Source organism: Schaalia sp. ZJ405, from assembly GCF_011038885.2.
Classification (GTDB): domain Bacteria; phylum Actinomycetota; class Actinomycetes; order Actinomycetales; family Actinomycetaceae; genus Pauljensenia.
On the sequence record NZ_CP064952.1, the window covers coordinates 351419 to 363743 of the forward strand.

Here is a 12325-nt window from a genome sequence, read left to right on the forward strand (position 1 = left end):
CGTTCGTGATGAGGCAACTCGACGTCATCACCCTGCGTGGCCTGAGCGCCCCAGGGGTACATGGGGTGCTCGAACACGAACAACGGTCCTCACAGCCATTCAGTGTCGACGTGGCGATGTGGGTGGCAACGGATGCGGGGAGCGGTTCGGACAACATCGCAGACACCGTGTCGTATGCCGATATCGCCGACGAAGTCTCTTCGATTCTCACGGGCCCGTCGGTTCGTCTCATCGAAACGCTGGCTCACCGGATTGCGCGTGCCGTCATTGCGCACAACCGCATCGAAGCCGTGGAAGTCACTGTCCATAAGCCGCACGCCCCGATTCCCTACCATTTCCAGGACGTGTTCGTCACCGTTCGCATGGGTTCCGTGTGGGGTGATACCCCGGTGGGTACCCTCGCTTCGGTCATTGACGAGGACGAGGCCGCACTTCGCGGTCACACACCCGGCACTGATGAACGGGCCTCTTCCACCTCGACGACCGTGTTTATCACCGGACCTGAGAGCCCCGCAGAGTCTGCACGCCAGGCTGTTCTTGCGTTGGGCGGCAACCTTGGAGATACCCCGACGATCCTTGCTCAGGCGATTTCTGATCTCATTGATACGCGCGGAATTGACGTTGAGAACGTGTCTCCGATTTTGCGGACACGGCCTGTTTTGCGTCCCGATCAGGCTGCACAGAACGACTACTGGAATGCGGTTGTCCTGGTGAAAACGCGTTTGCAGCCCCGTGATCTTCTTGCTGTCACCCAGAGGATCGAGGCCGCGCACGGCCGGATTCGGCAGGAAAAATGGGGTCCTCGCACTCTCGACATCGACATTATTCAGTACGAAGGCGTTACGCAGATTGATCCGGAGTTGACGCTTCCGCATCCGCGGGTTCGTCAGCGCGCATTCGTCCTCGCCCCCTGGTTGCTTGTTGACCCGGAAGCTGAGCTTGAAGGTAAAGGCAGGGTCGAGGATCTGCTGGAACTCACGCCTGACCGGGAGGGAATCCGAGATGCCGTTGAGGGCTGGTTGGATGATCCGTCGTCGGTGATTGCCGAGTCCGATGCCGTGCTCAATGACGTTGCGGATGAGATCGCTGATGACGGGGACGTTGAGGAATCCGGCGATTCGCTGGTGATTCCCCATCTTGCACACGCGGGTCAGCTCGTTGCGCAGTCGCGTCTCGACCTCGTTCCCGAAGCGTCGAGAGTGGGATTGGAGCCTGGCGAGGGTGGAGATGACCTCGTGTGGCGTCGGCTGTGGGAAAAGTGGGGGACGACGTCGGCCACTGACCGTGACGCTCGTGAAGAACCCGCACCCGTTGTTTACCAAAAAGCTCCTGCGTCGCTGGAACCGGCGTGGACTCCGTCCGTATTCCTCACCGACGGTGAGCGGGGGAAAGCGGAGAATACCGGTGCCTCCGGTACCGCCTCTCAGCGCTCCGGTGCGCGTGAGGATGTCGGGCTGACTGCGCAACCCGCTGAGCCGCGCGCGATCTATGCCGGTGGGGCTGCCGCATCAGGGGGGTCTTTCGATACCTCCGTAACGCCCGTCGGCGTGGATGCGGGGGCTGTGGCACCCGGTGAATCGTCTGTCTCCGGTGAATCTCAGTCAGTCCAGCGGCGAACCACGGGGAGCAAGGGCTCTGCTGAGTCGGAGCATCCCCAATCTGTGGCACCTGAGACGCGTTCGGATGCTGGAGAATCCACGACGTTGACACCTGAGAAGCGCCGACCCAGGTGGCTGCCGGTATTTGACGAGGAAAAGGCGCATGAAGGGCATGAGGGTTCCGAGGGCACTTTGCAATTGCCGTCGTGGGATTTTGCTCATCATACGGTGAGGATCTTTGACGACCCGGATGCCGCGCCCTTAGGTGAAGCGCCGGCAGGTACTCCAGCGCAGCCGGTTCGGCGGTCAATTCTTGATCCGATGCTCCCACAGGGAACACCCATTGGTCCGGTGTCCGAGGACGAAACCGCGCAGACGGGAATTATCCGCAAAGCGGTGATTCGGCCGACGGCTCTGGGTCAGGTTGAGATTTCGCGGCACAAGGACCCTGATCAATGAAACCCGTGGGGGTAGTCCTGCTCAGCGTCGTTGCCGTTGTTGCGGCTCTTCTTGTTGGCTGCGGGTCTGCCATCGTTGTGATCACCGGGGGATTTCCGCCTCTGATCGCTCCTGCGGTGGGTGTGGTGTTCCTTGTTCTTGATGTACTCATTTGGTGGTTGGGCTTTCATGTTCGACGCTACCGCAATGGGAAACGGACGTGGGTGACGGCTTTTGCTGCGATGCGAATCGCCGCGTTGGCACGCGCGTCAGCGTGGGCTGGAGCCGGTTTTGGGGGAGCGTTGCTGGGGATCGCCGGTGCTTCTCTTCTGCGGATCGACGCGGCGACCATGACCTATAACGCGTGGGTGGCGGGCCTTGGGGGTCTTGCGGCGTTCTCGTGGTGTGTGATTTCGGTAGTTGTTGAACGTTGGTGCGTTCTGGGTTCCGATGACACGGAGTCGGGTGACGATCAACGTAATTCAACGGTTTCGGCGGCATAGGGGGCTGTTATCGTGGGGAAGACGACGCGTAATTCTGCCTCCCGTGGGAGTGGCGCCCGTCCTGCGTATCGTCAGCGACGAGGGCAGTCGTCATCGAGGACGACAGGGCGTCCGTCGTCTCAGGGGCCGGTGAATCTCTGGCCGCGACGGATCATCACGGGAACGGCTCTCCTGCTGATCATTGCCGTGGTGGTCTGGGCAGTTGTAGCCCTTGTTGGTCGACTGACCGCAGGAGCGGGTAATGCCCAGGAGTCTCAAAGGCAAGCCGCTGCCCAGTCTGGTATGCAGTCCGGTGCGCAGTCTGCTTCTCAATCGGGAGCCGGGTCTGGTCATTCGGCAACCTCAGACGGATACGTTGTGGCACAAGGACAGGAAGCAACGGCTGACGGATTGCTCAACCCTGACGACTCCGTTGATATTCCCCAGTGCACGCAGCGCAGCCTCGACGTGTCGGTAGCGGCCACGGGAACCACTGTGGGCGCAGGAGAGGCGCTGTCAGTGAAGCTGCTCAATCGTTCCGACGTGTCGTGTGTTGCCTACCTGGGGGCACTCACTGTTGAAGTTCACTCGGGCGACCAGGTGGTTTACGATTCCTCGGTCTGTGCTGAGCGAGATCCCAAGGCTACTGCGCTGTTGCTTGCTCCCGATAAGGAATGGCAGGGAACGGTGTCGTGGGACGGCAAGGTGTATGTCAACGGATGTGACGCTCCTGCCGGTGGGCTGGCCATAGCGCAGGCGGGAACTTACTGGGCGCAGCTGTCATTTGATGGGAAGACCGTTGGGTCCCCGCAGTGGTTCGAGGTCAACGGGTAACAAATTGCTGGCGCGGCGAGGACGAGGGTGAGTGAGTGAGCGCGACACTCCCGTTCCTACCAGCCGACGATGCCGTTCGCCGCCATCTGGGCCTGGTGTTCAAGGTTCTCATGGATGAGTTTTGCTCGGTATGGCCCGATTCCCTCAAGTGCTTGAAGTTCTTCGAGGGTTGCCAAACGCAACTCAGCGAGAGTTGGCCAGTGCGCCGACACATTCTTAATCACACTCCACGGCAGATGTGGAACCAGGGAGAGCGCGCGAATTCCGCGGGGCTGAATGTCGCGGTCAAGGTCAGCAACCTCGAAAACATTGAGGCCAAGGACATTGGCAATGGCCGTGAGATCAACGAGCTTATCTCCACCGAGATCAGTGAGTTCTTTTTCAACGCGTGCAACGTCTGCGGAGTCGCGGATGTAGTCGCGCAGCACCAGAGCACGTTCGGAGGCGGAGCCGCGAACAAGGTCGTCAACCTGAAGGGCAAGGAGGCGACCTCCGGAACCGAGTTCCTCAAGATAACCGTTAATTTCCGCGGTGATCCGACGAATCATTTCCATTCGCTGAATCACCGTGGCAACGTCACGCACAGACGCAGAGTCGCGCATTTCAAGAACGGTGAGGGTTTGGAGTACCTCATCGAGCCGCTGTGAATACCTGTCAAGAGTGTTCACCGCGAGGTTTGCACGTGACAGCAGCACTTCGGGTTCCTCGACAAAACGGTGGTATTCCCCAACGTAAATGGAAATCATTCGCATGGACGCGGATAGGGAAAGAACCGGAAGATGCAGTTGCCGTGCGGTGCGCTGAGCGGTGCGGTGACGCATCCCGGACTCATCTGTGAGGATCGAAGCGTCGGGGAGAAGCTGAACGTTCGCTTTGACGATACGCCACGAGTCGGTGTCGATAACGACCGCCCCATCCATCTTGCACAATTCGCGCAGGCGCGAAGCGGTGAAGGGGACGTTGAGGTCAAAACCTCCCGAGCAGATGGCTTCAACTTCGGGGGAGTATCCCATGACGATGAGGGCACCCGTGTGTGACCGCTGAATCCTTTCGAGACCCTCGCGCAGGGCGGTCCCGGGGGCGACGGCCTGGAGGGCCTCGCGCAATGACGCAGCGTCGGCGGTCATGAATGGTCCCTTTCTTGATCTCTAACGATGAGATCGTGATGCGCCTAAGTTTAGGGCAGCGCGACTCTCATCGTGGTATTGAGGTCGGATACGGTGAGAATGTCGATGCCTTTGACTGGGCGAATCTCTTCTGAGCCCTGAGCGGGAACGATTGCGGTAGTGAATCCGAGCCGCGCAGCTTCCTGGAGACGTCGCTGAATTCCGGTGGATGAACGTACTTCCCCTGTCAGCCCGATTTCCCCCATCGCCACGAGCTTTGCACGCGGTGCTCGCTCTAAAACAGAGGACATGAGTGCGACGGCCATCGCTAGGTCAACGGCTGGTTCGGAGGTCTTCGCCCCTCCGACGGTGGACACGTAGACATCTTTGCTGGTGAAGTCAACACCCAGTCGTGCCTGAAGGACCGCGAGGATCATGGCGACACGGGAATGATCGACTCCCGACGTTGTTCGTCGCCCATTTGCTGCCCCCGCTTCCGTGACAAGTGCTTGGATTTCTGTGGGCATCGGACGGCGTCCTTCGAGGGACACGGTGACGCATGACCCGGGGACATCCTCAGAGGTTTGTGAAAGGAACAGTCCAGAGGGGTCGGGCAGACCCCGGATTCCCGTATCCATGAGCTCAAAGCACCCGACCTCGTCCGTGGGACCGTAGCGGTTCTTCACGGCGCGCAGGAGCCTGAGCCTCCCATGCCGTTCGCCCTCAAATTGGCAGACAACATCAACGAGGTGCTCAAGAACCCTCGGACCTGCGATGCCGCCGTCCTTTGTGACGTGACCAACGACAATGACCGGTAGATCGCGTTCTTTTGCAACCCGGATCAGCGCCGATGTCACGGCTCGAACCTGAGCAACCCCACCTGCACCGCCGTCAACATCTGCGCTGAGGACGGTCTGGATGGAATCGACAACGAGAAGTGAGGGGTGTGTGGCGTCAATATGCCCCAGGATGGACCCCAGATCATTGTCATCGGCAAGGAATAGCCGATCGGATAGGGCGCCGATCCGATCTGCGCGAGATTTCACCTGAGACGAGGACTCTTCACCGGTGATGTAGAGAACGGGATCACCTGAGGGTGAAGCGGTTGGCGTGAGTGCGCCGCCACGCGTTGACGTTCCCTGAGCGGCCCGCGCTGCGACATCAAGAAGAAGAGTGGATTTGCCGATCCCGGGCTCACCGGCCAGCAGAATGACAGCACCTGGAACGATGCCTCCTCCCAGGACGCGGTCAAGTTCGCCAACGCCCGTGGGACGGTACTGTGCGCGCCCCGAATCCACGGAGCCAATCGGCTGCGCTGCGCGACGAGGGGTGATCGCGGTCGGCACGTTCGTGACGTGTTGCGTTCCCGATTCTTCAAGGGTTCCCCACGCCTGACATTCCCGGCATTGGCCAACCCACTTCGGGGATGTCCAGCCGCATTCGGAGCACCGGTACTCGGTCTTATCTTTCGCCATGACTTAACCGTACTGGCACCCATAGGCATCTGCGGCTCACCGGCGTGCTGGTGTGGACTGCTACGGCCTATTCGCAAAGTATTCAAGCAGCCGAGCATCCCCGGAAACAATGACAATGTCTTCGGGGTTGATGCGTGTATCGGCGGTGGCATACTCGAACTGTTGGCCGCGATGCTGAACGGCCAGAACGTTGACGCCGTAGCGTCCGCGCAGGTCCAAGTCGGCCAGCGTGAAGCCGTGTGTTTCTTTCGGCGGACGCAGCTTCATGATTGCAAAGCCGTCTTTTTCCATCTCGATGTAGTCAATCATTCGCCCGCCGACGAGGTGGGCGGTGCGCTGTCCGGCGTCAAATTCGGGGTAGACAACGTGGTGAGCGCCGATGCGTTTGAGGATGCGCCCGTGTTCGCGGGAAATGGCTTTCGCCCAGATCGACGAGATTCCGATATCAACGAGGTTCGCTGTGATGAGCACCGATGCTTCGAGCGAGGAACCAACCCCGACAACGGCGGATCGGAACTCGCGTGCGCCAACCTGATCGAGCGCTTCCATCGATGTGCCGTCGGCCTCGACCAGGGGGAATCGTCCAGCAAAAGACTGGACTCGTGAGGGACTTTTCTCAACGGCAAGTACTTCGTATCCCAGCTTGTCCAGGGTGACGGCCACAGCGGCACCGAAACGCCCAAGCCCCAGCACAAGTGTTCCCGACGCGAGGTCCTTTTCTTCACCAGCCATAGGGTTATTCTGTCACGTCCCCTGTGCCTTGGGTTGGGCTCGCCACGTTCATTAACGAGGACGACCGTGCATTCTCAGTCGGGTGGCGTAAAACCTATCCGATGATCGGGCGCTCTTCGGGCATGCGGATCACGCGGGAGCGCTCTCGGATCGCCAGGGCTGCGGCGACGGTCATCGACCCGGTACGGCCGGCGAACATCAGGGCAATGAGCACATACTTCGCCATTGCCGGCAGGGTGGCAGTGATCCCAGTGGAGAGGCCGACGGTGGCGAAGGCTGACACGGACTCAAATAAGATGACATCGAGGGAATAGTTCGTGAGGAACAGCAGGATGACCACGGCGAAGCAGACCATTGCCACGCCGATGAGCGTCACTGCCACAGCCAGGCGAACCACCGATGGGGGAATACGACGGCCGTAGGATTCGATATCTTGGTCGCCTCGGGCTTCGGCAACTCCCGCAAGAATGAGTACGGCGAATGTTGTGACCTTGATTCCGCCGGCCGTTGACGCGGAGCCACCGCCAATGAACATCAGGATGTCTTGGACGAAGTGGGTCTGTGGTTTCATCACGCCGACATCTAGCGTGGATAGGCCAGAGGAACGGGAGTTGACGCCCGCCAGCAGCGCGTTGAGTACTTTCGATGGAGTGTCGTCAAGACCTCCGAGGGTCTCGGGGTTCGTCCACTCAGTTAATGCCAGCATGACGGCACCGACGACTGTGAGGATCAGGTAGACCGACAGGGTGAGTTTGGTGTGGAGCGCCCACTTTTGCGGCGTTCGCCACCTGGCGGCGAGGTCTTGCATGACGGGGAACCCGACCGCGCCGATTGCTGTTCCTAGAACAATCGGGAGCAGCATCCACCAGTCGGAGGCGTGCGGAGCTAATCCGCCGACGAGGATGACGAAACCGGCGTTGTTAAACACGGAGATCGCCATGAAGAGTGCTTCCCACGCGGCTTTGCCAATGGGTTCACCCAGAGTGATGAATCGGGGGAAGAACACGAGGAAGAGAATGCCTTCGGCGCTCAGCGATGTCACGAGAACAGCTTTGAGCAGGCCGGACAGTTGCCCCAATGAATCTGATTTTGTTTCTTGGGCGGTGAGGAGACGTTGGGTGAGCCCCAGATGCATCGAGACGGCGATTCCGAGGATTGACGCGAGAGTCATGATGCCCAGGCCGCCGATCATGATTCCCAGTGCGATCACGGCCTGACCGAAGACGGACCAGTATGTTGCGGTGTCAACGGTTGTGAGTCCGGTGACGCACACAGCGGAAACCGCCGTAAAGACGACGTCAACGAAGGGGGCGGAGCGTGATGAGGCGGAGGCAAAAGGAAGGCATAGGAGTGCGGTGATGGCAACGTTAATGAGCGCGAAAATTGCCAGCGCAAGACGTGCGGGGGAGTAGCGCGCTTGCTTCGTGAACCATTCTCTGAAGCGATGGGTGTGGGTGGTGCGGATATTTTCCAGTGCGTCGGGGGAATGAACATGGACCGTTTTGATAACGGGAGAGGGGTGTGGTGTTGCAGAGAATTCGTCAGGGGTCCACTGTGAGGTTGGTCGCGCCTGATGAGTCGGAAGACCGGAAATTGAGTGTTTCCGTCGTCGTTTGCGTGAGCGCTGTGCCGCCATTGCTCACCTCCTCGCATCTGTCATGAGTCGTTGAGTGCCTCACGGGTGCCCAACCGTTGCCGCCGATCTTGGTGGCATCTGCCTGTGAGGCCCGGTCAAACGCACCGATTCCATTGCACTATAGGGCGTTTTGACGGTGCGATGGTGAATTGCGTGATCTCGCGCATGAACTTTTGGGCAAAGTTACCGCTTGCGGGGTCAAAGGCACTAATATGGTCGCAGTACGTAGTGTGTCGCCGCCTCTGTGCGGAGTGTGGCGCATAGACCGACCCCAGGGAGTCATCGATGGATCAGCAGTCCGCTCCGCGCTTCTTGACCGTAATGGAAGTTGCGGACATCATGCGCGTCTCCAAGATGACTGTTTACCGCCTCATTCATTCGGGTCAGATGCCGGCGATTCGTGTGGGCAAAAGCTTCCGCGTTCCGCAGGCTGCGGTGACTCAAATGATTGATCTGGGTCTTGCTGATCACACTGATGACAAAGCAGTGGGTCTTGGCGGGTAGTATGTCAGGGTTGCCCCTTGAGGGGCCAGCTTTTCGTAAACGGTAGTACCTCTGCCGAACGACCGATCGATTGCGAGGGAGGAACCTCATGGGCTCCGTCATTAAGAAGCGCCGCAAGCGTATGGCGAAGAAGAAGCACCGCAAGCTGCTGCGGAAGACTCGTCACCAGCGTCGCAACAAGAAGTGACATCCTCGGGGCTTGGCCACATGGCCGGGCCCCGAAGTCTTTTCCCTCGCTGTTTGGGTGTCCGGATGGAAAGTTGGAGGATTTTTCATCCGGGCACCCACTTGTTTCTCCTGTCCGCCATGTGATCTACGGAGCACATAGAGTTTCGCTGTAATCGGGTACTTGGTAATCTGGTGGTGGTCCTCTGTGCGCAGCGTGACGTTGTGGTTTCTGTGTGTGGTGTGTTCGCATGTGGTGCTGGGTAGGCGCTGGCGGGGGGGGGTCGGTCCTGTTTGGCCTTGTGGAAGGAATTGGACGAGTGAAGACTCCGAAGAAGAATGTGTCTGTGGCGGTTGCTGCGACTGTGTTGGTTTCTCTTGCTGGGGCGCCTATTGCGCACGCTGTAGAAGCTATTCCCCCTGCCGGTGACGAAGGGGGTTCTGCTGCTGTTGGTGATCGGGCTGGTCAGCCGGTGCCCTCAGTCCCTACGCGAGGGGAGGTTGACGATGCAAAATCCGCCTCAGACTCAGCGTCTGCTACGGCTGCTAGTGCTGAGGATGCCTATAACAAAGCACAAGCGGACCTGAAGGAGGCTGAGGCTGGGAAGGCTCGGGCTCAGGATGCTTATGACAAGGCGTCTGCTGCTGCCAGTGAGGCTACAAATCCCAGTGATGAAGACATCACAAAAGCCTCTGATGCTGTAGGTGCTGCCCAGGCTGATCTTGCACCCGCCACAGGCGCTCAAAACAAGGCTAAGGGCGTGCTGGATGAGGCAGCTAAGAGTGATGATGCTGCTGTGGTGGCAAGGGACGCTGCTCAAGCTGGTGTTGATCAAGCGCAGAAGAATGCTGATGCTGCTGCTGAGGCCCTTGCGGGTGTGGAGGAGAGGATTGCTGCCGCAACCGCGGTGATTGATAAGGCGAAGGAGGTTGAAGGCAAGGTCGACGACCTGAAAACCGCTGCTGGGTCTGCGTCTTCTGAGGCCGACAGGGCGCGTGTGGCGAAGGAAGCCGCTGATGTTGCTCTTGAGGCAGCAAACACAGCGAAGGATGCTGCCCAACAGGCAGCCAACGAGGTGCGAGAGGCGAAGAACACAGCCGAATCCAACGCCCAGGACGCGGCTGCAACCCTGGCCACCGCAACAGCAAACCTCGAGGCCGCAAACACAGCAAAAACCGCCGCAGACCAAGCCCTAGCCGAGGCTCAACAAGCCTACGACGAACTCAACAACGTCAGCGATGAAACACCACCACTACCAGTACCAGACGAAGACACACTCAGAGCAGCAGAACAAGCCGTTGACGAAGCACGAAGAGCCTACGACACTGCTCTGCAGGAGTGGGGGGTCTACACCTCCTGGGGTTTCTTCGCTCATAGGGGAGCGATGGATGCTGCTGAAATCATTGCAGACTACAACTATCTGGGATTCCTCGATGAGGCGAGCAGTTTATGGCAGATGAAGTCTGATATTATGCGGATTAAGAAAATGAACGAGAAATACCGCATTCCCTTGGGTCTAAAGCCGTTGAAGGTCACTGACCGTCTCATGGCTATTGCCCAGATGAGAGCCAGTGGATATTCGGAAGAGTATGGCACGCTGAAGCCCCATGACGGGGTGGATTCGGATATTGTAAACGAGAGATATCAGGAATATGGTCTGGACAGCGTCTTATATGTCCCCGTTGGCACGGGAGAATGGTTCGACTGGGAAAAAGAGCACTTTGATCGGTTCACCACTGAGTATGTTCCTGCTGGTAAGACCTGGGACGACTATCTGAAGGACTACCCGTATGCTCAGATCGAACACTACAAAAAACTGATCAATGCCAACTACGGGGTCATCGGTTGCGCACAGATTAACCGTGGAGTAGGAGTGCCGTCGTCCGGTGTGGCTTTTTCAGTCGACGCGCGTCCAGGCGAAGAGGCGTATGACGTTGATGCGTACTACGAAGCATTCATGACCTATTACGACGAGTTCGACACACGGGCGGATGGTAAAAAGTACGCCGAAGCAATGACAAAATACGCGAACGCGAATGGGGAACTCGACGGTGCTCAAGGGTATCTTGAGTATCTTGAAGCTCTGAGACAGGGCGATAGGGCTGCGGCTCTTGCGGCGGCGCAGAAGAGGCTGAATGCGGCAGAGGCTGGTGTTCATTGGAAGGAGCAGGCTGTTGATGCTGCTACTGAGAGGCTTGAGGATGCCAGGGTTGTTAAAGCGAATGCTGATGAGGCGTTAAGGGATGCCACCGCAGCTGCCACCCAGGCCAACGAGAAGCTCACCGAGGCCACAACCCGCCTGGAAGCAGCCCAGCGTGAAGCTGATGAGAAGAACACAGCATTTGCCACGGCCAGCCAGAAAGCCCAGGTGGCCAAGCAGGCCTATGACGAAGCTGTTGCGGCAACTGAAGGTGTGGATCAGGCTCGTCGTGATCTTCAAGCCGCGCAAGCCGAGAAAACCACCGCTCAGGTGGCTCGCGATGAAGCTCAACGCACACTCACCGATGCCCAGGCAGGTCTCGATACGGCCAGGGCTGCTGCTGAGCAGACCGCTGCCCAACGTAGTGTTGCTCAGCGGGCTTATGATGAGGCGACAGCCCGTGTTGGCGTCCTCGCAGACAAGGTGGCTGTGGCCAAGGAGGCGTATCGTCGGTTGTTGGCCAGTCGAGAAGACTACGCCAACACACGTGAAGTTGTTGCGCGCGCTCAGGCTGATCTTGAGGAAGCAAGCCGCCTGCACGGCCAGCACAGCAAGCAAGCCGAAGCTGCACGCCAGGTGTGGGTCAAAGCCAAAGCAGTAGCAGAAGAAGCCACCACCTACTACATGGCTGTTCTTGCCGCATACACCGCCACACACCCCGAAACACCCACGCCCACACCCGGCAACACCGAAACGCCCACACCCGGTGACACCACACCCGGTGACACTGGCATGCCTAAGCCTGGTGACACGGGCATGCCTAAGCCCGGGGATTCTGGCATGCCCACACCTGGTGATGCTGATAAGCCTGGCAAAGCCGAGAATAACGGTGCCAATATGGGCGCAGCTGAGCACAAGGACAAAGGCAAAGGCAAGAGCAAGGTGGCTCGTGGTGCAGGAAAGACGCTGGTAGGAAAGAGCTCCACGGGTCTTGCTGCTACGGGAGTTGACTCATCGGATCTCATCATCGCCGGCGCTGCTGCCATCGCGTTCCTCGCATCCGGAGCCATCATGAGAATCCGCCGCCGCTAACCAAAAGCCCCTCTTGTTTACGGTCTCGCTGATCGCTAGACCGTGAACAAGGGGGACAGCAACACGAATTCACTCACTGACAACACCGTGGCGCGCACCCCACACACGCAGGGTGCGCGCCA

At 58.9% G+C, this 12325-nt stretch carries 10 protein-coding genes; 6 read left to right on the top strand and 4 right to left on the bottom strand.

Annotation, left to right across the window (positions count from 1 at the left end):
- The first annotated feature begins 8 nt into the window (after positions 1–8).
- Genes folK through G7Y41_RS01485 form a run of 3 tightly spaced genes read left to right on the top strand, consistent with a single transcriptional unit; the run spans position 9 to position 3352 of the window.
- Complete coding sequence (gene folK, locus G7Y41_RS01475) at positions 9–2057, top strand: 2-amino-4-hydroxy-6-hydroxymethyldihydropteridine diphosphokinase (protein WP_231367383.1); 2049 nt, start codon at positions 9–11, stop codon at positions 2055–2057.
- Complete coding sequence (locus tag G7Y41_RS01480; protein WP_165316154.1) at positions 2054–2539, top strand: DUF3180 family protein; 486 nt, start codon at positions 2054–2056, stop codon at positions 2537–2539. The genes folK and G7Y41_RS01480 overlap by 4 nt, the downstream gene beginning before the upstream one ends.
- A gap of 12 nt (positions 2540–2551) precedes the next feature.
- Positions 2552–3352: a hypothetical protein gene (locus G7Y41_RS01485; RefSeq protein ID WP_165316155.1), complete on the top strand. Its 801-nt coding sequence runs from the start codon at positions 2552–2554 to the stop codon at positions 3350–3352.
- A gap of 56 nt (positions 3353–3408) precedes the next feature.
- Here G7Y41_RS01485 and disA read toward each other — a convergent pair whose 3' ends face one another.
- From disA to G7Y41_RS01505, 4 genes are all read right to left on the bottom strand, one after another.
- Positions 3409–4479 (bottom strand): DNA integrity scanning diadenylate cyclase DisA, encoded by a 1071-nt coding sequence (disA, locus tag G7Y41_RS01490; RefSeq protein ID WP_165217404.1) that lies wholly within the window; start codon positions 4477–4479, stop codon positions 3409–3411.
- Positions 4480–4529: 50 nt separating this feature from the next.
- A complete protein-coding gene (gene radA, locus G7Y41_RS01495) occupies positions 4530–5933 on the bottom strand; it encodes a DNA repair protein RadA (protein WP_165316156.1) in 1404 nt (467 codons plus the stop codon).
- Positions 5934–5993: 60 nt separating this feature from the next.
- Positions 5994–6665 carry a potassium channel family protein gene (locus tag G7Y41_RS01500; protein WP_165217408.1) on the bottom strand — a complete coding sequence of 224 codons (672 nt, stop codon included), beginning with the start codon at positions 6663–6665 and terminating at the stop codon, positions 5994–5996.
- Positions 6666–6759: 94 nt separating this feature from the next.
- Positions 6760–8301, bottom strand: coding sequence for a TrkH family potassium uptake protein (locus G7Y41_RS01505; protein WP_196819529.1), 1542 nt, complete (start codon positions 8299–8301; stop codon positions 6760–6762).
- 285 nt (positions 8302–8586) lie between these two features.
- Here G7Y41_RS01505 and G7Y41_RS01510 point away from each other — a divergent pair, with 285 nt between their 5' ends.
- From G7Y41_RS01510 to G7Y41_RS01520, 3 genes are all read left to right on the top strand, one after another.
- Positions 8587–8805, top strand: a complete 219-nt coding sequence (locus G7Y41_RS01510; RefSeq protein ID WP_165217413.1) for a helix-turn-helix domain-containing protein — start codon at positions 8587–8589, stop codon at positions 8803–8805.
- A gap of 88 nt (positions 8806–8893) precedes the next feature.
- Complete coding sequence (locus G7Y41_RS01515; protein ID WP_003792170.1) at positions 8894–8992, top strand: 30S ribosomal protein bS22; 99 nt, start codon at positions 8894–8896, stop codon at positions 8990–8992.
- Between the two features lie 298 nt (positions 8993–9290).
- On the top strand, positions 9291–12203 hold the full coding sequence (locus G7Y41_RS01520) for a CAP domain-containing protein (protein ID WP_196819530.1): 2913 nt from the start codon (positions 9291–9293) through the stop codon (positions 12201–12203).
- The last annotated feature ends 122 nt before the right edge of the window (positions 12204–12325 follow it).